A 23285-nucleotide genomic window follows, 5' to 3' on the forward strand; every position below is an offset into this window, starting at 1 on the left:
CTCAGTCCCCGGGACTCTCCGGCCCGGGTGTCTCAGGCTTCCGGAACCCGGAGCCGGAGGCCGAGACCGCGCCCCGGGGCTCCGTGTCCAAGAGACTGGAAGGCATGGAATCCGTACAGGCAGACGCCTATCTCCGTCGGATCGGGGCCGAGCGCCCCGCGCTGCCCACGGTCGAGGCGCTTCGAGAACTGCAACTGCGACATCTGCTGACCGTGCCGTTCGAGAATCTGTCGATCCACTTGGGAGAGGAGATCGTGCTGGAGGAGAAACAGCTCCTGGACAAGGTGGTGGGCGCCCGACGGGGCGGCTTCTGTTATGAGCTGAACGGGGCGTTCGGGGCGCTGCTCGCGGAGTTGGGCTTCGAGGTGGAGCTGCTCGCGGCGCGGGTGTACGGGGAGGGGGAGCGGCTGGGCATTCCGTTCGATCACCTCGCGCTGCGGGTGGGGACGGTGGACGGGGGTGACTGGCTGGTTGACGTAGGGTTCGGGGCGAACAGCCACTATCCGCTGGCCTTCGGGGAGCGGGGCGAGCAGATGGATCCGGCCGGCACGTTCCGGCTGGTCGAGGCCGGGGCGGATCCGGCTGGGGTGCGTGGGGGAGCCGCGGGCTCCGGGGACCTGGATGTCCTGCGGGACGGCAGATCTCAGTACCGGCTGGAGCTGCGGCCGAGGGTGCTCGGGGACTGCGTGAGTGGTGCCTGGTGGCACAGCACCTCGCCGGTGTCGCATTTCACACGGTCGCTCGTCTGCTCGCGAGTCACCGACGACGGCGGGCGGATCACGCTCAGCGGGCGAAAGTTCACCGTTACGGCGCCCGAAGGGACGAAAGAGGGATCAGATCTGGCCACGGACGAGGAGGTTCTGGAGGTGTACCAGGAGCGATTCGGAATCTCGCTGGAGCGCGTCCCGGTCGTCGGGAGAGCGGGTTCCTGAGGTAGGAAAACACAAGCGGAACGGCCAACTCGGACTCATCATACTTATACCCAGCACAACTGCTTGATTCCCGTGATGTGGTCGAGTCTTGCCTCGAAAGCCGCATCGGTGGTCGAATGCATCGCCACTAGATTTTGTCTTGTTTCATATTGCGCGAGGTGTGTCGTAGATGGTCGGCCGTTGGCTGGGAATCGGTAAGAACCGAGTGCAAGGGACGAATCTCCTCACTGCCATGTCGGTGCCGACCGGCGCCGGGTTGCTCAGCTGCCGGGTGATGGATCCGGTCAATCAGCCGGTGTCGCATGCGGAGTTCACGGTCAGTGACGTCATGGGACGCAAAGTGGTCGGTGGCGGCGCGGATCCGTTCGGGTCGTTCGTGGCGACGGTTCCCGCGGGTGAGTACCGGCTCGGGGTGACGGCGGAGGGGTACACGCCGCTCCGTGAGAGCGCCACGGTGCGGGAGAACGCGGTGACCTCGCTCGGCGATGTGGCGCTTCGGGTCGCCCAGCCCCCCGCGCTGCCCGAGCCGGGGGACTGGGAGATCGAGCCGGCGCATTCCTCGATCGGGTTCACCGCGCGGCACATCGGACTGGCACGGGTTCATGGCCGGTTCAACACCTTCGCCGGGGTGATACGGATCGCCGAGCAGGTGGAGCAGACGGCGATGCACGTGGTGATCGACGCCTCGTCCATCGACACCAACGTCAAGATGCGGGACGACCATCTGCGGTCGGCGGACTTCCTCGACGTGGACCGTTTCCCCACGCTGGAGTTCTACAGCGACCGCTTTGTGCACAAGGGTGGCAACCGGTGGGCAGTCACCGGGGCGCTGTCGCTGCACGGCGTGACGCGTACGGTCACGCTCGACACCGAGTACCTCGGGATCGGCAACGGCATGGAGGGCGAGGTGCGGGGGGCGTGCCGGGCCACCACCGAGTTGCGGCGCGACGACTTCACGGTGAGCTGGCAGACGATGCTCGCCCGTGGCATCGCCGTGGTCGGGCCCAGCATCCGGGTCGCCTTGGACATACAGATCGTCCCCAAGAGCTGAACAGCGAGAGCTGACAGAACAGCGAGGGCTGAGCACGAGGGCTGAGCCGCGGCGCGGGGTGCTCGGCGCGTACCGGAAAATGTCCGTGTGAGCGATGTGAGACATGTGCTGGTGCTGCCCGATCGCGATGCCGCGCAGGAGGCGTCGGAGGCGCTCGGGGAGCGGTTCGGGATCGACGAGGAGCCGCAGCTCGTACGGGATGCCCTGGCCGGTGAGGACGATGCCGAGGACGCGCAGTGGCTGGTGGTCCTGCGGGATGCCGAGGAACGGCTGGACGCCGGGGAGCTGGACGAGTTCGCGGGCGAGTGGGACGGCTGGCGGGAGGAGCCGTAGCCGCGGGGCCGGGGTGCCTGAGCGGCCTCGGCCGAGGGGCGTTGTCAGTGGTGCGTGGGATGCTTGAGCGCGATGGCCAGGAAGACTGAATCCGCAGACGCAGCAGACGTACTCGCCCCCGTCACGATCGCCGTGGGGCAGGAGGATCTGCTGCTCGACCGCGCCGTGCGGGAGGTGGTGACCGCCGCGCGGGCCGCCGATCCGGACACGGATGTACGGGACCTCACGTCGGACCAGTTGCAGCCGGGGACGCTCGCCGAGCTGACGAGTCCCTCGCTGTTCGCCGAGCGGAAGGTCGTGATCGTGCGCGGTGCGCAGGATCTGTCGGCGGACACGATCAAGGACGTGAAGGCGTATTTCGGGGCGCCCGCCGAAGAGATCACGCTGGTGTTGCTGCATGCCGGCGCGGCCAAGGGCAAGGGGCTGCTCGACGCCGCGCGAAAGGCGGGGGCGCGGGAGGTCGCCTGCCCCAAGATGACCAAGCCGGCGGACCGGCTGGCCTTCGTGCGCGGTGAGTTCCGTACGCTCGGGCGGTCGGCCACGCCCGAGGCGTGTCAGGCCCTTGTCGATGCGATCGGGAGTGATCTGCGGGAGCTGGCGTCCGCCGTGGCGCAGCTGGTCGCGGATGTCGAGGGGACGATCGACGATGCGGTCGTCGGGCGGTACTACACGGGGCGGGCCGAGGCCTCCAGCTTCACCGTTGCCGATCGGGCCGTTGAAGGGCGGGCGGCGGAGGCGCTCGAGGCGCTGCGGTGGTCCTTGTCGACGGGGGTTGCGCCGGTGCTGATCACCAGCGCGCTGGCGCAGGGGGTGCGGGCCATCGGCAAGCTTTCCTCCGCGCGTGGGGGGCGTCCGGCCGATCTGGCTCGTGAGCTCGGGATGCCGCCGTGGAAGATCGACCGGGTGCGGCAGCAGATGAAGGGCTGGACTCCGGACGGCGTCGCGGTCGCCCTCCGGGCGGTGGCCGAAGCGGATGCGGGGGTCAAGGGCGGGGGGGACGATCCTGAGTACGCCCTTGAAAAGGCGGTCGTTGCGATTGCCCGGGCGGCACGGTCCCGACGCAGTTAGGGGCGCGGGGCTGTATCGATTTACGGCTCCGCCGCGATGGGGGTCCCCCCGCTCGAGCCTGTTCGAGAGTGGGGGAGCGACCAGCCACGATCAGCCCGCACGCGCCTGGAGCCCAAACCCACCACTCCCGTAGGCGCCCAAGCCGAAGGCCCCGCTTTCCGCCCTGGGGAAGGGTGGAAAGCGGGGCCTTCGGTGTAAGCCGGTGGGTCCATGCCCGCGTGGCGAACGCAGGCCGCGCATGAACCCGGAGTGCCGGTCGGGAGCGGAAGAGAGAGGGCCCGCTCAGAGTCCTTCCGGCGTTCGAATCAAGTGGGCGCTCGGCGCAGCCGAGTCACCCGGCAGGTTCAGCCCTTGAGGGAAGCGACCTGGGAAGCAAGCGCCGACTTCTTGTTGGCGGCCTGGTTCTTGTGGATGACGCCCTTCGAGGCGGCCTTGTCGAGCTTGCGCGCGGCAACGCGCTGCAACTCGGTGGCCTTCTCGACGTCACCCGCGGCAGCGGCCTCACGGGCCTTGCGGATCGCGGTCTTCAGCGAGGACTTCACGGCCTTGTTGCGCAGCCGCGCCTTCTCGTTGGTCTTGATCCGCTTCATCTGGGACTTGATGTTCGCCACGAATGAGCCTTTTCAGGTTCAGGCACACGAGGGCCAGCCTCATATGCCGGTGATTGATCTTCGAGTGGCCCACCGGTGACCCGGTGGAGCCGTCTGTGCCTCCCGCAGAGAGCTGCCCGCTGAGGGCACCCCAGGCGGCATGAGACACAGCTGCTCAGACTAGCAGCCGCAGTCCTACCGGCCCAAACCCGTCGCCGGTCCCCGCCCGTGGGACCATGGAAGCTACGTATCGATCCGACCCGAGCCGCTGCCCCCTGCGGATATCTCAAGAATCAGGACCCTGCGTGCCCGCGACCCCTAACAATGTGCCCGAGCCGAGCCGTACCGACCCGGCTCTGATCCGCAATTTCTGCATCATCGCGCACATCGACCACGGCAAGTCCACGCTCGCCGACCGGATGCTCCAGCTGACCGGGGTGGTCGAGCAGCGGCAGATGCGTGCTCAGTACCTCGACCGTATGGACATCGAGCGCGAGCGCGGCATCACGATCAAGTCCCAGGCGGTCCGTCTGCCCTGGGCCCCGACCGAGGACAAGGGCAACACCCACATCCTCAACATGATCGACACTCCGGGGCACGTGGACTTCACGTACGAGGTGTCCCGGTCGCTCGCCGCGTGCGAGGGGACGATCCTGCTCGTCGACGCCGCTCAGGGCATCGAGGCCCAGACCCTCGCCAATCTCTATCTGGCGATGGAGAACGAGCTCACGATCATCCCCGTGCTCAACAAGATCGATCTGCCCGCCGCGCAGCCCGAGAAGTTCGCCGAGGAACTCGCCCACCTCATCGGATGCGACCCCGGCGATGTCCTGAAGGTCTCCGCCAAGACCGGACTCGGCGTCGAGGCGCTGCTCGACAAGGTCGTCGCCGAGGTCCCCGCACCCGTGGGCGTCGAGGACGCCCCGGCGCGCGCCATGATCTTCGACTCGGTGTACGACTCCTACCGCGGCGTCGTGACGTACGTACGAGTCATCGACGGGCAGCTCAACAAGCGCGAGCGGATCCGGATGATGTCCACCAACGCCACCCACGAGCTGCTCGAGATCGGGACGAACTCGCCCGAGATGCTCTCCGCCGACGGGCTCGGCGTCGGCGAGGTCGGCTACATCATCACCGGTGTGAAGGACGTCCGGCAGTCCAAGGTCGGTGACACGATCACCAGCCTGCACAAGGGCGCCGTCGAAGCCCTCGGCGGGTACAAGGAACCCAAGCCGATGGTGTTCTCCGGCCTCTATCCCCTCGACGGCTCCGACTACCCCGAGCTGCGCGACGCCCTCGACAAGCTCCAGCTCAACGACGCCGCGCTGGTCTACGAGCCGGAGACCTCCGCCGCCCTCGGCTTCGGCTTCCGCGTCGGCTTCCTCGGACTGCTGCACCTGGACGTGATCCGGGAGCGGCTCGAGCGCGAGTTCGGGCTCGACCTGATCGCCACCGCGCCGAACGTGGTCTACCGCGTGCTCATGGAGGACGGCACCGAGCACACGGTGACGAACCCGAGCGAGTTCCCCGAGGGGAAGATCAGCGAGGTGTACGAGCCGGTCGTACGCGCCACGATCCTCGCCCCGAGCGAGTTCATCGGCTCGATCATGGAGCTGTGCCAGACCCGCCGCGGCACCATGCTCGGCATGGACTACCTCTCCGAGGACCGCGTCGAGATCCGCTACACACTGCCGCTCGCGGAGATCGTCTTCGACTTCTTCGACCAGCTGAAGTCCAAGACCCGCGGCTACGCCTCCCTCGACTACGAGCCCACCGGCGAGCAGACCTCCAGCCTCGTCAAGGTCGACATCCTGCTGCACGGCGACAAGGTGGACGCGTTCTCCGCGATCACCCACAAGGACCAGGCGTACGCATACGGCGTGCGACTCGTGGCCAAGCTGCGCGAGCTCATCCCGCGGCAGGCCTTCGAGGTGCCCATCCAGGCGGCCATCGGCTCTCGGGTCATCGCCCGCGAGACCATCCGCGCCATCCGCAAGGATGTCCTCGCCAAGTGCTACGGCGGTGACATCTCCCGTAAGCGGAAGCTGCTGGAGAAGCAGAAGGAAGGCAAGAAGCGGATGAAGATGGTGGGCTCTGTGGAGGTTCCGCAGGAGGCCTTCATCGCGGTGCTGTCCAGCGAGGAGAACGCGGGCTCCGGCAAGGGCAAGAAGTAGCAGGCACCATTCCGGGGCAGCCGGCCACCGTCACCCCTGGAACTCGGGCACAATGCGGGCTCGTCGCGTTTCGGCGCGACGAGCCCGTACGCGTGCGTAGGGTCGCTCTGCGTAGGAGTCTTGTAGGAAGTGACAGCCCGCCACCCCTTACACACCGGCCAGCCGCGCTCTACTCTGATCACCACTCGATGGTTACTCGCGAGTTAAACAGCGGCCGCGAGTGACACAACAGCCGCAAAGAGCCAGCCGCACACTGTCGCGGGCCCGGAGGATGTCGTGAGCGACACACAAACCCTGATCGAGAACCGTCCGCCGTCCGTGGCGGCCCTCTTCTTGGAGCGGGTGGCGGCCACACCGGACGCCGAGGCCTACCGCTACCCCGTACCCCCCGCATCCGGCGAAGGCCCGGACGACTGGAAGTCGCTGAGCTGGGCGCAGGCGGCCGAGCGGGTCTTCGCCATCGCCGCGGGCCTGATCGAACTGGGCGTTCAGCCCGAGCAGCGCGTCGCGCTGTCCTCCGCCACCCGGGTCGAGTGGATCCTCGCCGACCTCGGCATCCTGTGCGCGGGCGCGGCGACGACGACCGTCTACCCGCAGACGAACGCCGAGGAATCGGCCTTCATCCTCTCCGACTCCGAGAGCAAGGTCCTGGTCGCGGAGGATGCCGCACAGCTCGCCAAGGCGCGCGAGAAGCGGGCCGAACTCCCCGAACTGAGCCATGTCGTCGTCATCGACGGCACCGGCGTGGACTCCTCCCAGGACGAGGGCGACTGGGTACTCACCCTCGCCGAGCTGGAGAAGCGCGGCGCCGCCGTCCTGGAGAAGAACCCCGACCTGATCAAGGAGAAGGTCGCCGCGATCACCTCCGACCAGCTCGCCACGCTGATCTACACCTCCGGCACCACCGGCCGCCCCAAGGGCGTACGGCTGCCGCACGACAACTGGTCGTACATGGCGAAGGCGACCTCCGCGACCGGCCTGATCAGCGCCGAGGACGTGCAGTACCTGTGGCTGCCGCTCGCCCACGTCTTCGGCAAGGTGCTCACGTCCGGGCAGATCGACGTCGGGCACGTCACCGCCGTCGACGGCCGGGTGGACAAGATCATCGAGAATCTGCCGGTGGTGAAGCCGACGTACATGGCGGCCGTGCCCCGCATCTTCGAGAAGGTCTACAACGGCGTCGCGGCCAAGGCCCGTGCCGGTGGTCCCGCCAAGTACAAGATCTTCCAGTGGGCGGCGGGGGTCGCGCGCGAGTACGCGAAGGTCAGCCAGGACAACTTCCGCAGGACCGGTACGGCCTCCGTGCCCTTCGGCCTCGGCGCCAAGCACAAGATCGCGGACGCGCTCGTGTACTCCAAGCTGCGTGAGGCCTTCGGTGGCAACATGCGCGCCTGTGTCTCCGGATCGGCCGCGCTCGCGCCCGACATCGGCTACTTCTTCGCCGGCGCCGGTGTGCACATCCTTGAGGGGTACGGACTGACGGAGTCGTCCGCCGCGTCCTTCGTCAACCCCGGCGAGGCCTACCGCACCGGCACGGTCGGCAAGCCGCTCCCCGGCACGGAGGTGCGCATCGCGGACGACGGCGAGATCCTGCTGCGCGGGCCCGGGATCATGGAGGGCTACCACAAGCTGCCCGACAAGACCGCCGAAGTCCTGGAGCCGGACGGCTGGTTCCACACCGGTGACATCGGCGAGCTGTCCCCCGACGGCTATCTGAAGATCACCGACCGCAAGAAGGACCTCATCAAGACGTCCGGCGGCAAGTACATCGCGCCCGCCGAGGTCGAGGGCCGGTTCAAGGCGGTGTGCCCGTACGTCTCCAACATCCTCGTGCACGGCGCCGACCGGAACTTCTGCACCGCGCTCATCGCGCTCGACGAGCCGTCCATCCTCGGCTGGGCCAAGGAGAACGGCATGGAGGGCAAGTCGTACGCCGAGGTCGTCGCCGCCCCCGCGACGGTCGAGCTCATCGACGGGTACGTCAAGCAGCTCAACGAAGGGCTTCAGCGGTGGCAGACCATCAAGAAGTTCAAGATCCTGCCGCGGGACCTCGACATCGAGCATGGTGAGCTGACGCCGAGTCTGAAGTTGAAGCGGCCGGTTGTCGAGCGGGAGTACAAGCACCTGATCGATGAGATGTACGCCGGCTCTCGCGAGGCGTGAGCTGAGCGTTTTCAGCGGGCGTTTCCTCCAGGAGGAGTGGGGAACTGCGGTTCGGCTGTTGGCTGCGGGTTGTACGTGGCTGGTCGTGCAGTTCCCCGCGCCCCTGACGGGGCGCACCCTGCGGGCCGTACGTGGCTGGTCGCGCCCATGCGGCGGAGCCGCAAAATGACACAGCCCCGCGCCCCTAAAGAGGTCTCCGGCCTCTTCAAGGGGCGCGCACCTTGCACCCCGACGTCACAGGGCGCCGTTTCCCGTCACCAAGGCCCGTAGGTCTATGACCTGTGTGCGCAACTCCGCCAAGTCCGGGGTTTCCTCCGCCAGTTGCTTCTCCACGGCGTCCAGGCGGGCATTCACTTGCGCGCCATGTGCCCGCTGCTGGGCCAGCATCCGTTCCAGCTGCCGGTTCTTGCGGTGGAGGTCCAGGAAGACCGTGACCTTGGCGCGTAGGACCCAGGGGTCGAAGGGCTTGGTGAGGTAGTCGGCGGCGCCGGTGGCGTAGCCGCGGAAGGCGTAGCCCGCGTCGGCGTCCGTGCCTGTCAGGAAGATGATCGGGACGTCCTTGGTCTGGTCGAGCCGCTTGATGTTCGCGGCGGTCTCGAAGCCGTCCATGCCCGGCATACGGATGTCGAGCAGCACGACGGCGAACCGCTGCCGCAGCAGCGCCTTCATCGCCTCCTCGCCCGAACGGGCCCGTACCAGCGGCTCGTTGAGGGACCCCAGGACCGCCTCCAGCGCGATCAGGTTGTCCTCCATGTCGTCCACGAGGAGTATGTTGGCGCGCTCGTCGGTCGATGCCTCAGTACTCATGGTGTTGGTCTGCCTGCCTCAGTCGTTCGGCGACGGGACGGGGACGGGGCCGACGGTTTCTGTCTCCTCGCCGGGTCCCTCCGCCTTCGCGTCGTCGTCTTGTTCGTCGTCTTGTCCGGCCGGGTCCAGGAGGGTGCAGACGACGGTCAGCAGTTGATCGACGTCCACCGGCTTGGGTACGTAGTCGTTGGCGCCGCGGGCGATGGACTTCTCGCGGTCGCCCGGCATCGCCTTGGCGGTGAGGGCGACGATGGGAAGGCCGGCCCAGCGCGGGGTGCGGCGGATGGCGGCGATGGTCTCGTAACCGTCCATCTCCGGCATCATGATGTCCATCAGGACGAGTTCGACATCGGGATTGCGCTCCAGGGTCTCGATGCCCTCGCGCCCGTTCTCCGCGTACAGGACGGGCATACCGACCCGCCCCAGTACATGGGTGAGCGCGAAGACGTTGCGGATGTCGTCGTCCACGATCAACACCCGGCGCCCTGGCAGGAGTTGACCCGCCCGGCCCGCCTTCCAGGCCTCCAGCTTGGTGGGCGTGGGCCAGGTGTCGTCCGTGTCCTGGGCGGTGTGCGGCTCGGTGGACTCGATGGACAACTGCTCGGGTGCGGGAGCCTGGCGCTCCTCGGGTACGGGCCCGGTCGCCGAGTGTCCGGGGCTGGCGACAGGGACGTACAGCGTGAAGGTGGAGCCCTTGCCCGGCTCGCTCTCGGCGATGATGCGGCCGCCGAGCAGCCTGGCGATCTCCCGGCTGATGGACAGGCCGAGGCCCGTGCCGCCGTACTTGCGGTTGGTGGTTCCGTCGGCCTGCTGGAACGCCTCGAAGATCACCGGGAGTTTCTCCGGTGCGATACCGATACCGGTGTCGGTGACCGTGAAGGCGACCACATCGTCGTGGTCGCCGCGCGTGTAGCGGTGGTCGGGGTCCTTGACGCGGTTGACGCGCAGCTCGACCCGGCCGTTCGCGGTGAACTTGATCGCGTTGGACAGCAGATTGCGCAGGATCTGCTGGAGGCGCTGCTCGTCCGAGTACATCTCGCGCGGTACGTCCTCGCCGACCGCCACCTCGAAGGCGAGCCCCCGGTCCAGCGTGAGCGGCCGGAACGTGGCGTGGACGTAGTCGAGCAGTTTGATCAGCGGCAGCTTCTTCGGGCGTACGTCCATCCGGCCGGCCTCGATCTTCGACAGGTCGAGGATGTCGTTGATCAGCTGAAGCAGGTCCGAGCCCGAACGGTGGATCGTGGACGCGAACTGCACCTCCTGGTCGGAGAGATGACCGTCCGGGTTGTCGGAGAGCAGGCGGGCCAGGATGAGGAGGGAGTTCAGCGGTGTGCGCAGTTCGTGCGACATGTTCGCCAGGAACTCCGACTTGTACTGCGACGAGGTCGCCAGGAGTGCTGCCTTCTCCTCCAGTTCGGCGTTCGAGCGCTGCAACTCGGCTTGCTGGCGCTGGAGTTCGTCGGAGCGTTCCTGGAGCTGGGTGGCCAGCTGCTGGGACTGGCCGAGCAGGGACTCCGTACGGGAGTTGGCGATGATGGTGTTGATCGCGACGGCGATGGTGTTCACGAACTGGTCGAAGAACGCGAGGTGGACGTCGGAGAAGCGGGAGAAGGACGCCAGTTCGATCACGCCGAGGAGCTTGTCCTCGAAGAGGATCGGGATGATGACGACGCTGGACGGGGACGCCTCGCCAAGACCGCTGTTGATCTTGATGTAGTCCGGCGGGGCCTCCTCGACGAGGATCCGCTTCTTCTCCCGGGCCGCCTGCGCCACAAGGCCGTGCACCGGGAGTCCACCGGTCTCCACGGTCGCGCCCTGTGCCGCCCCGTACCCGGCGATGAAGGCAAGTCCCTTGCCGGGTACGGCCGTTCGCCCCGCCGGGCTGTCCTCGTCGGGGTCGGCCAGATAGAACGCGCCGTACTGGGCGTTGACCAGCGGCGTCAGCTCGCGCAGGAGCAGGTCGGCGACCTCCATCAGGTCGCGGTGGCCCTGCATCAGGGCGGCGAGGCGGGCGAGGTTCGACTCCAGCCAGTCCTTCGCGCGGGTCGTCTCGCGGAGGTTGGCCACCATCAGGTTGATGTTGTCCTTCAGCTCGGTGACCTCGCCGCGGGTCTCCACCGAGATGGAGCGGGACATGTCGCCCTGGGCCACCGCGGACGCCACCTCGGCGATGGCGCGTACCTGGGTGGTGAGATTGGAGGCGAGTTCGTTCACGTTCGTCGTCAGGCGCTTCCAGGTGCCGTACACGCCCTCGACCCTTGCCTGACCGCCGAGTTGGCCCTCCGAGCCCACCTCGCGGGCCACCCTCGTCACCTCGGACGAGAACGACGACAGGGTGTCCACCATCGTGTTGATCGTGGTCTTCAGCTCCAGGATCTCGCCGCGCGCGTCCACGTCGATCTTCTTGGAGAGGTCACCCTGGGCCACGGCGGTGGCGACCTGTGCGATGTTCCGTACCTGCGAAGTGAGGTTGTCCGCCATGTAGTTGACGTTGTCGGTCAGGTCCCGCCACACACCCGAGACGCCGAGGACCTGGGCACGCCCGCCGAGCCGCCCGTCCGTGCCGACCTCGCGGGCCACGCGGGTCACCTCGTCGGCGAAGGCGCGCAGCTGCTCCACCATCGTGTTGACGGTGTCCTTGAGTTCGAGGATCTCGCCGCGGGCGTCGACGGTGATCTTCTTGGACAGGTTGCCGTTCGCGACCGCTGTCGTCACCTGGGCGATGTTGCGGACCTGCGAAGTCAGGTTCAGGGCCATGAAGTTGACGTTGTCGGTGAGGTCTTTCCAGACCCCCGATACGCCACGGACCTGGGCCTGACCTCCCAGGTTGCCCTCGGTGCCGACCTCGCGGGCCACCCTCGTCACTTCGTCCGCGAACGCGGAGAGCTGGTCGACCATCGTGTTGATCGTCGACTTCAGCTCCAGGATCTCGCCCTTCGCCTCCACCGTGATCTTCTTGCCGAGGTCGCCCTGGGCGACGGCGGTCGAGACGAGGGCGATGTTCCGTACCTGTGAAGTCAGGTTGTCGGCCATGAAGTTGACGTTGTCGGTGAGGTCCTTCCAGACCCCCGATACGCCACGGACCTGAGCGCGACCTCCCAGGTTGCCCTCGGTGCCGACCTCGCGGGCCACGCGGGTCACCTCGTCGGCGAAGGCGGAGAGCTGGTCCACCATCGTGTTGATCGTCGACTTGAGTTCGAGGATCTCGCCCTGTGCGTCGACCGTGATCTTCTGGCTGAGGTCGCCGTTGGCCACGGCCGTCGTCACCTGGGCGATATTGCGGACCTGACTGGTCAGGTTGGACGCCATGAAGTTCACGTTGTCCGTCAGGTCCTTCCAGACCCCGGAGACACCGCGCACCTGTGCCCGGCCGCCCAGCTGGCCCTCCGTGCCCACCTCCCGCGCCACCCGCGTGACCTCGTCGGCGAAGGCGGACAGCTGGTCGACCATCGTGTTCACGGTCAGCTTCAGTTCGAGCAGCTCGCCCGTCGCCTCCACCGTCACCGTGCGGGTCAGGTCGCCCTGCGCCACCGCCGTCGTCACCAGGGCGATGTCCCGCACCTGGGCCGTCAGCCGGGACGCCATCGTGTTGACGGCCTCGGTGACGTCCCGCCAACTCCCGGACAGGCCCGTCACCTTGGCGCGACCGCCCAGCCGCCCCTCCGTGCCGACCTCGCGCGCGACCCGGGTCACCTCTCCGGTGAAGAGGGACAACTGATCGACCATCTTGTTGACCGCTCGTCCCAACCGGCGTAGGTCGCCCCGGAGTTGACGGTTTCCGTCATGCAGGTCGACCCGCTGGGTCAGATCGCCTCCCGCCACCGCGTCCAGCACACGCGTCGCGTTCGCGGCGGGCGCCACCAGCGCGTCGAGCAGCTGGTTCACCTCGTCGACCCTGGTCGTCCACTGGCCCTGACCGGGGCTCGCGGAGAGCCGCTCGTCAAGGCGGCCGTGGCGCACCAGTTCCCGGCGGACGCGCTGCACCTCGGAGTTGAAGTGCGCGTCACGGCCCATGATCTGGTTGAACACCGTGTTGAGCTCGGCCACCAGACCCTGCCCCGACTCCGGCACCTTCGTGAAGTCGCCGTCCCGGGTGGCGGTCATGGCGGCGAGCAGAGGACGTAGATCTGATGCCCGAATCTGTCCGTCTTCGAGCACATGCGTAGCACTGTTCTCACTCATGCGAGCCCACTTCGGTAACTCGGCGCTTATGGGCCGGGCCAGTCTGTCACTCTGTCGATGCCGCCTGAGGCCTATTCGTCCAACTGCTCAGGGAGCCGCACAGTGGGGGCCACACCAACGCGACGGGATGCCATGTCTCGTGCTCCTGTTACGCCTGAGCGCCCGCGCCCGACCGCGCGTACGTCGCTGCCGGGCAACCCTCTCGCGCCGGGAGCCGCCCGCCGCTTCGTCCGCACCGCCCTCGCGGAGTGGACCGAACTCGCCCTTCCCGGCGTCGAGTTCATCACCGACCGGCTGGTCAACGACGCCGTGGTGGTGGTCAGCGAACTCGTCACCAACGCGGTCGTGCACGCCGGCACGGACGTGGACCTTCAGACGCGCATCGAGTCCGCCGAGGCCGCCGAGACCACTGAGGACGCCGGCGGGGGGCCGGCCGGTGTGCTCGTCATCGAGGTCGCCGACCACCACCCCGCGCGCGTGGTGCGCGACGACGGCGTAGAACGATCGTCCGACACCCTCGAGTACGGGCGTGGTCTGCGGCTCGTCTCCGCGCTCGCCGAGTCCTGGGGCATCACCTACCGCACCGGCACCAAGATGGTGTGGGCGCGGCTACCCGTCGACGAGGTGGCGCCCGTCGAGGAGACGGCCGAGCCAGAGGCGTACGCCGGTGAACACGCCCTGCTGCGCGGGGTGCGGGCCGCCGAGATCCTCACCCCCGCGCCCCGGCGCGGCGTACCGCTGCAGGACCGGGAATGGCTCAACCGCGGCGCCCTCTGCTTCCTCGCCGAGGCCTCCGACCTGCTCGCCGGACAGCTCGACGAGGACCTGGTCGCCGCACTCACCGGGCAACTGCTCGTGCCACGGCTCGCCGACTGGTGCGCGGTGTGGCTGGAGGACGAGGCGCCGGGCCGGTCCGACTGGGGCCTGGTCGGCGGGCAACGGCTCGCCCGCGTCTGGCACGGCAGCGAGAACCGCATCGAGGAACTGCGCCTGTTCCTTGAGAAGGATCCGCCGCGCGTGCCCGACTCGGCGGGCTCCAGCCCCGTCACCGTGCCCTGGCCCGGCCAAGCGCTCGGTGCGGGCGCGGAGAGCGGGACGGCACTCGCGTACCGGCTGATCGCGGGCGGCCGGCCGCTCGGCACACTCGTCATCGGGCGGGCCGGACTCGTCCGTTTCCCCGACGAGATCACCGGGCTCGTCGAGGACCTCAGCCGCCGGGTCTCGCTCGCCGTCGGTGCGGCCCGGCAGTACGCGCGCCAGGCCACCATCAGCCGCGTACTGCAGCGTGGCCTGCTGCCCGGGGCGGTCGCCGAAATACCGGGCGTACGCAGCGCGCTCGTGTACGAACCGTGCGACAAGGGCGGGCCGAGCGGTGACTTCTACGACCTGTTCCCGGCCGGGGACGGACGCTGGTGCTTCGCGCTCGGCGACGTCCAGGGCAAGGGTCCCGAGGCCGCGGTGGTCATCGGTCTGGCCCGGCCCTGGCTGCGGCTGCTCGCCCGCGAGGGCTACGAGGTGCCCGACGTCCTCGACCGTCTCAACCAGCTGCTCCTCGACGACGCGACCGAGGCCGCGGACGCCGCCGCCCGTTCCCTGGTGGCGGCCGGCGGCTCCGGCCTTGCCGACGAGGGGCCGCAGAACCGGTTCCTCTCCCTGCTGTACGGCGAGCTGGTCCCCTACGACGGCGGTGTGCACTGCACCCTCGCCTCCGCCGGGCATCCGCTGCCGCTGGTTCTGGAACCCTGCGGCTCGGTGCTGACCGAGGTGGCCCAGCCGCAGACGCTCCTCGGCGTCTTCGAGGACGCGACGTACACCAGCGACAGCTTCGAGCTGCGCCCCGGCGACAGCCTCCTGTGCGTCACGGACGGGGTGACGGAGCGGCGCAGCGGGACCCACCAGTTCGACGACTCCGACGGTCTCGCCACCGTCCTCAGCAGCTGTGCGGGGCTGAGCGCCGAGCTGATCGCGGAGCGGGTCCGGCGTCTGGTGCACGAGTTCGGGTCGAAACCGCCGGAGGACGATCTCGCGCTGCTGGTGCTGCAGGCGGAGTAGGCCGGGGACTGTCGGCGGTGCTGGACAATGGAAGGCATGCCTTCCGCACTTCCCGACGGTGAACCCGTCCCCCACGACGGGACGCTCCCCGCGCACGCCCTGGCGGGCGCGGCCTCGCGCCCCCTCGGGTTCTATCTGCACGTGCCGTACTGCGCGACGCGCTGCGGCTACTGCGACTTCAACACGTACACCGCGACCGAGCTGCGAGGCAGCGGGGGCGTCCTCGCCTCCCGCGACAACTACGCCTCGACCCTGATCGACGAAATTCGGTTGGCTCGCAAGGTCCTGGGCGACGACCCCCGTCCGGTGCGCACGGTCTTCGTCGGCGGCGGTACGCCCACGCTGCTGGCCGCCGATGATCTCGTACGGATGCTGGGGGCGATCCGGGAGGAGTTCGGGCTCGCGGAGGATGCGGAGATCACGACGGAGGCGAACCCGGAGTCGGTGGATCCGGCGTATCTGGCCGCACTGCGGGCCGGAGGCTTCAACCGGGTCTCGTTCGGGATGCAGAGTGCCCGGCAGCATGTGCTGAAGGTGCTGGACCGTACGCATACGCCCGGGCGTCCCGAGGCGTGCGTCGCCGAGGCGCGTGCGGCGGGGTTCGAGCATGTGAACCTGGACCTGATCTACGGGACGCCGGGGGAGTCGGACGACGACTGGCGGGCGTCGTTGGAGGCGGCTCTGGGGGCCGGCCCTGACCATGTGTCGGCGTACGCGTTGATCGTTGAGGAAGGGACGCAGCTGGCGCGCCGGATCCGGCGGGGTGAGGTCCCGATGACGGACGACGACGTCCACGCGGACCGGTACCTGATCGCGGACGAGGTGCTGGCGGGGGCGGGGTTCGACTGGTACGAGGTGTCGAACTGGGCCACGTCCGGGGCGGGGCGGTGTCTGCACAACGAGCTGTACTGGCGGGGGGCCGACTGGTGGGGGGCCGGGCCGGGGGCGCACAGCCATGTGGGGGGTGTGCGGTGGTGGAACGTGAAGCATCCGGGGGCGTATGCGGGCGCCTTGGCGGCGGGCAGGTCGCCCGGCGCCGGGCGCGAGCTCCTCTCCGAGGAGGACCGCCGCGTGGAGCGGATCCTGTTGGAGCTGCGGCTCCGGGAGGGGTGCCCGTTGTCCTTGCTGAGGCCGGACGGGCTCGCGGCGTCTCGGCGGGCGCTGGCCGAGGGGCTGCTGGAGACGGGGCCGTATGGGGAGGGGCGGGCTGTTCTTACGCTGCGGGGGAGGTTGCTGGCGGATGCGGTGGTGCGGGATCTGGTGGACTGAGGGTTGGTTTCGCCCCCGCCGCCCTTACCCGTCCCATCCTCGGGGCTTCGCCCCGGATCCCCGCCAGGGGCGCTGCCCCTGGACCCCGCTGAGGGCTGCGCCCCCAGACCCCCTTCGGGGCTCCGCCCCGGACCCCGTTTCCGGGGGCCGGCCCCCGGACCCCCGCTCCTCAAACGCCGGAGGGGCTGATTTTGCGCGGACCTGGGCTGATTTCCGCAGCTGGGGTTCGGCTGCCCAAGCGGGTTCCGCTACCCAGGCGGAACTTTGCAGCCCAGTCCCGCACCAACCAGCCCGTCCGGCGCTTGAGGACGAGGCCGTTCAGGCCGACGCGGGGTCTGGGGGCGCAGCCCCCAGCGGGGTCCAGGGGCGGAGCCCCTTGGCATGGGACGGGTAAGGGCGGCGGGGGCGAATCCCGCTGCACGCAGCCGTCACTCCGGCGCCGTGACAAAGTCGATCAGTTCCTCCACCCGCCCCAGCAGCGCCGGCTCCAGATCCCGGTACGAGCGCACCGAGCCAAGGATCCGCCCCCACGCCGCCCCCGTGTTCTCCGGCCACCCCAGCGCCCGGCACACCCCCGTCTTCCAGTCCTGCCCGTGCGGGACACGAGGCCAGCCCGCAATCCCCACCGACGACGGCTTCACCGCCTCCCAGACGTCGATGTACGGATGGCCCACCACCAACGCGTACTCACTCGTCACCGCCTCCGCGATACGCGACTCCTTGCTGCCCGGCACCAGGTGGTCGACCAGGACGCCCAGGCGGGCGTCGGGACCAGGGGCGAAGCCCTCGACGATCGACGGAAGGTCGTCGATGCCCTCCAGGTACTCCACGACCACGCCCTCGATGCGCAGGTCGTCGCCCCACACCTTCTCGACCAGTTCCGCGTCGTGTCGGCCCTCCACGTAGATGCGCCCGGCACGGGCGACGCGGGCGCGGGCGCCGGGGACGGCCACCGAGCCGGATGCCGTACGGGTAGGACGTGCCGGCGCCGACGACGGACGTACGAGCGTCACCACCCGGCCCTCCAGCAGGAAGCCGCGCGGCTCCAGCGGGAACACGCGGTGTTTGCCGAAGCGGTCCTCCAGCGTGACCGTGGCCGCCTCGCAGCGGATCACGGCGCCGCAGAAGCCGGTGCCGGGTTCCTCGACGACCAGGCCGGGCTCGGCCGCGACCTCTGGTACGGGCTGGGACTTCTTCCAGGGAGGGGTCAGATCCGGTGAGTACTGGCGCATTCGGCAGACGATACCCATACGACCTTCATCACACCCCGAAACGCCTTGCCAGCGCGTCCCGTTGGGCCCGGACGAAGCCCGCGTCCACCGCGGCGCCGTGCCCGGGGACGTACACCGCGTCCTCGCCGCCCAGGGACAGCAGGCGGTCCAGGGCCGCGGGCCAGTGGGACGGTACGGCGTCGGAGCCGGCCTGGGGTTCGCCGGACTCCTCGACCAGGTCGCCGCAGAAGACGACCTCCGGGCCCTCCGCCCCGGGCGGGCCGGGGACCAGGACCGCCAGATCGTGGGGCGTATGGCCGGGGCCCACGTTCGCCAGCAGGACCTGCCGGCCGCCGCCCAGATCCAGGGTCCACTCGCCGGACACCAGGTGCCGCGGCCGGACGAGGAGATCCGCCGCCTCGGCCGCCTCGAGCGGATCGGCGCCGTGGCGTACGGCGTCCGCGCGCAGCTCTTCGCGGTCGTGAACGAGCACTCGGTCCACGCCCACCGCGCCGAACACCTCGGCCCCCGCGAACGCCGCCGCCCCGAGGACATGGTCGAAGTGGGGATGCGTGAGCGCGAGATGGGTGACCCTGCCGCCTCCGAGGAGCCGTTGCGCCTCCGTACGCAGCCGCACGCCCTCCCGCACGCTCGAACCGGCGTCGATCATGAGCGCCGCGCCCTCGCCCACGACAAGACCGACCGTGCAGTCCCACACGGGAAGACGGCACCGCCCGGCTCCGGGGGCCAGCTCCTCCCACCCCGCAGCTGCCCAGACCGTGTTCAGCACCCCGCAGCCTCTTCCCAAGTCACCGTCATGCAACGACGCTAGCTGTATGTCCCCGACAGAGCAGGACATGCCCGTACACCTCGGATCAGCGGCTCAGGTCCGCCCTTGCCGGGGCGCCACCCCACGGCCGTACACTTGAGCCGGGATGCTGGCACTCGTGCGCGATGAGTGCCAACCGAAGACAGGCGACGACCACGGGAAAGACCAGCTGGAGGTGTGCGCGATGCTCAGTGAACGCAGGCTCGAAGTGCTCCGCGCCATCGTCCAGGACTACGTGGGCACGGAAGAGCCGGTGGGTTCCAAGGCACTCACCGAGCGGCACAACCTCGGAGTCTCCCCGGCGACCGTGCGCAACGACATGGCGGCGCTGGAGGACGAGGGCTACATCGCGCAGCCACACACCAGCGCCGGACGCATCCCCACGGACAAGGGCTACCGCCTCTTCGTCGACAAACTCGCGGGCGTCAAGCCGATGACGGCGCCCGAGCGACGGGCGATCCAGAACTTCCTCGACGGCGCCGTCGATCTCGACGACGTGGTGGGGCGGACCGTACGGCTGCTGGCGCAGCTCACCCGGCAGGTGGCGGTTGTGCAGTATCCGTCGCTGACGCGTTCGACGGTGCGGCATGTGGAGCTGCTGTCGCTGGCTCCGGCCCGCGTCATGCTCGTACTGATCACGGACACGGGACGGGTCGAGCAGCGCATGGTCGACTGCCCGGCGCCGTTCGGGGAGACGTCTCTGGCGGATCTACGCGCGCGGCTCAACAGCCGGGTCGCGGGCCGCCGGTTCACGGACGTCCCGCAGCTGGTGCAGGACCTGCCGGAGGCCTTCGAGGCCGAGGACCGCGGCACGGTCTCGACGGTGCTCTCCACCCTTCTGGAGACGCTCGTCGAGGAGACCGAGGAGCGGCTGATGATCGGCGGCACCGCCAATCTCACCCGCTTCGGACATGACTTTCCCCTCACGATCCGGCCCGTTCTGGAAGCATTGGAGGAGCAGGTCGTCCTGCTCAAACTCCTTGGTGAGGCAAGCGATTCGGGCATGACGGTGCGGATCGGTCATGAGAACGCCTATGAGGGACTCAACTCCACGTCGGTCGTCTCTGTCGGTTACGGTTCGGGCGGCGAGGCAGTAGCCAAACTCGGCGTGGTCGGACCGACCCGCATGGATTACCCGGGAACGATGGGAGCGGTACGAGCGGTGGCACGGTACGTCGGACAGATCCTGGCGGAGTCGTAAGTGGCCACGGACTACTACGCCGTACTCGGCGTGCGCCGCGACGCGTCACAGGACGAGATCAAGAAGGCCTTCCGGAGACTCGCCCGCGAGCTGCATCCGGACGTCAATCCCGATCCGAAGACGCAGGAGCGGTTCAAGGAGATCAACGCCGCGTACGAGGTGTTGTCGGACCCGCAGAAGAAGCAGGTCTACGACCTCGGCGGCGACCCGCTGTCCCAGGCGGGCGGCGGTGGCGCGGGCGGATTCGGCGCGGGCGGGTTCGGGAACTTCTCGGACATCATGGACGCGTTCTTCGGTACGGCGTCCCAGCGCGGCCCGCGCTCGCGCACCCGTCGCGGCCAGGACGCGATGATCCGTCTGGACATCGAGCTCGACGAGGCGGCCTTCGGGACGACGAAGGACATCCAGGTCGACACGGCCATCGTCTGCACCACGTGCAGCGGCGAGGGCGCGGCTCCGGGTACCTCGGCCCAGACGTGTGACATGTGCCGCGGCCGCGGTGAGGTCTCGCAGGTCACGCGGTCCTTCCTCGGCCAGGTCATGACGTCCCGGCCCTGCCCGCAGTGCCAGGGCTTCGGCACGGTAGTACCGAACCCGTGCCCGGAGTGCGCGGGCGACGGACGCGTACGCTCCCGCCGGACCCTGACCGTGAAGATCCCGGCCGGTGTCGACAACGGCACGCGGATCCAGCTCGCCGGAGAGGGCGAGGTCGGCCCCGGTGGCGGGCCCGCCGGTGACCTCTACGTCGAGATCCACGAGGTCCCGCACCCCGCCTTCCAGCGCCGCGGCGACGATCTGCACTGCACGGTCACCCTCCCGATGACCGCGGCGTCGCTCGGCACGAAGGTCCCGCTGGAGACGCTCGACGGCATGGAGGAGATCGACATCCGCCCCGGCACCCAGTCCGGCCAGTCGATCCCGCTGCACGGCCGCGGTGTCACGCATCTGCGCGGCGGCGGTCGCGGCGACCTCATCGTGCACGTCGAGGTCCAGACTCCGAGCAAGCTGGACGTGGAGCAGGAGCGGCTGCTGCGCGAGCTGGCGAAGCTGCGGGGGGAGGAACGGCCTACGGGGCAGTTCCAGCCGGGGCAGCAGGGGTTGTTCTCGCGCCTCAAGGACGCGTTCAACGGGCGCTGACGGTGGGCGGGCCGGTCGGCCGGGGGTCCGGCCCCGCCGCGCAGCGGCAATGGGATGCAGCGGCCCCCGGGTGAGCACAGTCAGCCGGGGCAGCAGGGGCTGTTCTCGCGGTTGAAGGATGCCTTCAACGGTCGCTGACGCCGGGCGGCGGGCTGGTCGACCGGGGCTTGTTCTCGTGCCCGGAGGGCTTCGCCGTACGTGCTGACCGGTGCCCATTCCGGTGGCGTATGCCGGTGGGAAGGCCGGATTCGGTCCTCTTCGGAGGACGTGACAACATGCCGTCATGTCCTCCGCGCTGACCGATCTTTTCCCCCTACCGATCGTGCAGGCCCCGATGGCGGGCGGCGTCTCCGTGCCGCAGCTCGCCGCGGCCGTGTCCGGGGCAGGGGGGCTCGGTTTTCTCGCCGCCGGCTACAAAACGGCCGACGGCATGTACCAGGAGATCAAGCAGCTGCGCGGGGCGACGAACCGGCCCTTCGGCGTGAACCTCTTCATGCCGCAGCCCGAGTACGCCGACCCCGCCGCCGTCGAGGTCTACGCCAACCAGCTCGCCGGCGAGTCCGCCTGGTACGAGACCAAGCTGGGCGACCCCGACAGCGGACGCGACGACGGCTACGACGCCAAACTCGCCGTACTCCTCGACAACCCGGTGCCGATCGTCTCCTTCCACTTCGGCTGCCCCACCCGCGAGGTCCTGGACTCCCTCGCCCGCGCCGGCACGTTCACCATGGTCACCGCGACCACCGTCGACGAGGCGCAGTCCGTGCAGCGGGCAGGCGCCGGCGCGGTGATCGTGCAGGGCGTGGAGGCGGGCGGCCACCAGGGCACCCACCGCGACAACCCCGAGACGGACGGCGCCGGCATCGGACTGCTCTCCCTGATCGCGCAGGTCCGCGAGGCCGTGCAGATCCCGATCGTCGCGGCCGGCGGCATCATGCGCGGCAGCCAGATCGCCGCCGTGCTCGCCGCGGGCGCCACCGCCGCTCAGCTCGGCACGGCCTTCCTCGCCACACACGAGTCCGGCGCCAACGCCCTGCACAAGCAGGCGCTCACCAACCCCCTCTTCGTACGTACGGAGCTGACGCGCGCCTTCTCCGGCCGCCCGGCCCGCGGCCTGGTGAACCGCTTCATGCGCGAGCACGGCCCGTACGCCCCCGCCGCATACCCCCAGATCCACCACCTCACCTCCGGTCTGCGCAAGGCGGCGGCCAAGGCGGGGGACGCGCAGGGGATGGCGCTGTGGGCGGGGCAGGGGCACCGGCTCGCCCGCGATCTGCCAGCGCAGCAGCTGGTCGAGGTGCTCGCGGACGAACTGGTCGCGGCGAAGTCCGCCTTGGCGGCGCTGCCCGGCGGGGGTGCCGCCTGATGACCGCGCCGGTGTTCGTGGTGGACGCCGTGCCGGTCGGCCCGGAGTTCGTCCTCGACGGCCCCGAGGGGCGGCACGCCGTGTCCGTCAAGCGGCTCCGGCCGGGCGAGGACGTGGTGCTGACGGACGGGTGCGGGCACTGGTCGGAAGGCGTGGTGAAGTCGGCCGAGGGCAAGGACCGGCTGGTGGTCGCCGAACTCCACGAGCTCCACGAGGAGCCGGAGCCGACGCCCCGTATCACCGTCGTCCAGGCCCTCCCCAAGGGCGACCGGGGCGAACTCGCCGTCGAGACGATGACGGAGACGGGCGTCGACGAGATCGTCCCCTGGTCCGCCGCCCGCTGCATCACACAGTGGAAGGGCGACCGTGGCCTCAAGGCCCTCGCCAAGTGGCGGGCGACGGCGAGGGAGGCGGGCAAACAGTCGCGCCGGGTGCGTTTCCCGCAGGTCGCGGACGCGATGACGACCAAGCAGGTCGCCGCACTTCTCACTACGGCGGACTTCGCGGCGGTGTTGCACGAGGACCGTGCCCACCCGAGCGAGCCGCTCGCCACCGCCGAACTCCCCACCTCCGGCTCGATCGTGCTCGTGGTGGGGCCCGAAGGGGGCGTGTCTCCCGAGGAGTTGGAGGTCTTCGCTCAGTCGGGCGCGAGGGCGTACCGGCTGGGGCGCAGTGTGCTGCGTACGTCGACGGCGGGCACGGCGGCGACGGCGCTGCTGCTGGGGCGTACGGGGCGGTGGTCCTGAGGGCGGGGGGCTCTCGCCCCCGACGCCCCTGCCCCCGCCCATGGAGCCAGCGGCTTAGCGCAACGTGCGGACGAACACGTCCCCGATGGTTCGTGTCGTCAGGCACCAGGCCCGGGTAGTACGAGTCGAAGACGGCCGTCGACTCGTCGGCGCTCAGGGCCGCTCACCCCACCG

17 protein-coding genes are annotated in these 23285 nt (G+C 69.3%); 12 read left to right on the forward strand and 5 right to left on the reverse strand.

Annotation, left to right across the window (positions count from 1 at the left end):
- Positions 1-104: 104 nt before the first annotated feature.
- The 4 genes from OP79_RS15650 (at position 105) to holA (ending at position 3384) form a co-directional block, all read left to right on the forward strand.
- A complete protein-coding gene (locus tag OP79_RS15650; protein WP_033320922.1) occupies positions 105-932 on the forward strand; it encodes an arylamine N-acetyltransferase family protein in 828 nt (275 codons plus the stop codon).
- A gap of 169 nt (positions 933-1101) precedes the next feature.
- Positions 1102-1983 (forward strand): YceI family protein, encoded by an 882-nt coding sequence (locus OP79_RS15655; RefSeq protein WP_078491809.1) that lies wholly within the window; start codon positions 1102-1104, stop codon positions 1981-1983.
- Between the two features lie 87 nt (positions 1984-2070).
- Complete coding sequence (locus OP79_RS15660; RefSeq protein ID WP_078491810.1) at positions 2071-2316, forward strand: hypothetical protein; 246 nt, start codon at positions 2071-2073, stop codon at positions 2314-2316.
- A 72-nt stretch (positions 2317-2388) separates the two neighbouring features.
- On the forward strand, positions 2389-3384 hold the full coding sequence (gene holA / locus OP79_RS15665; protein WP_033320820.1) for a DNA polymerase III subunit delta: 996 nt from the start codon (positions 2389-2391) through the stop codon (positions 3382-3384).
- 344 nt (positions 3385-3728) lie between these two features.
- On the opposite strand, the gene rpsT is transcribed toward holA, so the two are convergent.
- Positions 3729-3995, reverse strand: coding sequence for a 30S ribosomal protein S20 (gene rpsT / locus OP79_RS15670; RefSeq protein ID WP_033320821.1), 267 nt, complete (start codon positions 3993-3995; stop codon positions 3729-3731).
- 284 nt (positions 3996-4279) lie between these two features.
- Between rpsT and lepA the strand changes: the two genes are divergently transcribed.
- A complete protein-coding gene (lepA, locus tag OP79_RS15675) occupies positions 4280-6148 on the forward strand; it encodes a translation elongation factor 4 (protein ID WP_033320822.1) in 1869 nt (622 codons plus the stop codon).
- Positions 6149-6424: 276 nt separating this feature from the next.
- Positions 6425-8311 carry an AMP-dependent synthetase/ligase gene (locus tag OP79_RS15680; protein WP_033320823.1) on the forward strand — a complete coding sequence of 629 codons (1887 nt, stop codon included), beginning with the start codon at positions 6425-6427 and terminating at the stop codon, positions 8309-8311.
- Positions 8312-8545: 234 nt separating this feature from the next.
- Here the strand turns inward: OP79_RS15680 and OP79_RS15685 are convergent, their stop codons facing one another.
- Both OP79_RS15685 and OP79_RS15690 read right to left on the reverse strand, forming a co-directional pair.
- Entirely contained in the window at positions 8546-9118 is a 573-nt protein-coding gene (locus tag OP79_RS15685; RefSeq protein ID WP_033320824.1) for a response regulator, read from the reverse strand.
- A gap of 18 nt (positions 9119-9136) precedes the next feature.
- Positions 9137-13222, reverse strand: a complete 4086-nt coding sequence (locus OP79_RS15690) for a HAMP domain-containing protein (protein WP_245685338.1) — start codon at positions 13220-13222, stop codon at positions 9137-9139.
- A 210-nt stretch (positions 13223-13432) separates the two neighbouring features.
- Between OP79_RS15690 and OP79_RS15695 the strand changes: the two genes are divergently transcribed.
- Both OP79_RS15695 and hemW read left to right on the forward strand, forming a co-directional pair.
- Positions 13433-15352: an ATP-binding SpoIIE family protein phosphatase gene (locus tag OP79_RS15695; RefSeq protein ID WP_245685339.1), complete on the forward strand. Its 1920-nt coding sequence runs from the start codon at positions 13433-13435 to the stop codon at positions 15350-15352.
- Positions 15353-15388: 36 nt separating this feature from the next.
- Positions 15389-16621 (forward strand): radical SAM family heme chaperone HemW, encoded by a 1233-nt coding sequence (gene hemW / locus OP79_RS15700; protein ID WP_033320826.1) that lies wholly within the window; start codon positions 15389-15391, stop codon positions 16619-16621.
- Positions 16622-17049: 428 nt separating this feature from the next.
- Here the strand turns inward: hemW and OP79_RS15705 are convergent, their stop codons facing one another.
- A complete protein-coding gene (locus OP79_RS15705; RefSeq protein WP_033320925.1) occupies positions 17050-17853 on the reverse strand; it encodes a DUF3097 domain-containing protein in 804 nt (267 codons plus the stop codon).
- 28 nt (positions 17854-17881) lie between these two features.
- Complete coding sequence (locus OP79_RS15710; protein WP_033320926.1) at positions 17882-18619, reverse strand: MBL fold metallo-hydrolase; 738 nt, start codon at positions 18617-18619, stop codon at positions 17882-17884.
- A gap of 226 nt (positions 18620-18845) precedes the next feature.
- Here OP79_RS15710 and hrcA point away from each other — a divergent pair, with 226 nt between their 5' ends.
- From hrcA to OP79_RS15730, 4 genes are all read left to right on the forward strand, one after another.
- The gene (gene hrcA, locus OP79_RS15715) at positions 18846-19862 is read left to right on the forward strand and encodes a heat-inducible transcriptional repressor HrcA (protein ID WP_033320927.1); all 1017 of its coding nucleotides are present in this window, start codon (positions 18846-18848) and stop codon (positions 19860-19862) included.
- Entirely contained in the window at positions 19863-20999 is a 1137-nt protein-coding gene (dnaJ, locus tag OP79_RS15720; RefSeq protein WP_033320827.1) for a molecular chaperone DnaJ, read from the forward strand.
- A gap of 283 nt (positions 21000-21282) precedes the next feature.
- Entirely contained in the window at positions 21283-22365 is a 1083-nt protein-coding gene (locus tag OP79_RS15725) for a nitronate monooxygenase (RefSeq protein WP_033320828.1), read from the forward strand.
- Positions 22365-23111, forward strand: coding sequence for a 16S rRNA (uracil(1498)-N(3))-methyltransferase (locus tag OP79_RS15730; RefSeq protein ID WP_033320829.1), 747 nt, complete (start codon positions 22365-22367; stop codon positions 23109-23111). The genes OP79_RS15725 and OP79_RS15730 overlap by 1 nt, the downstream gene beginning before the upstream one ends.
- Positions 23112-23285 lie beyond the last annotated feature (174 nt).

It is taken from the genome of Streptomyces yerevanensis, from assembly GCF_000716805.1.
GTDB classification, from domain to species: domain Bacteria; phylum Actinomycetota; class Actinomycetes; order Streptomycetales; family Streptomycetaceae; genus Streptomyces; species Streptomyces flaveus.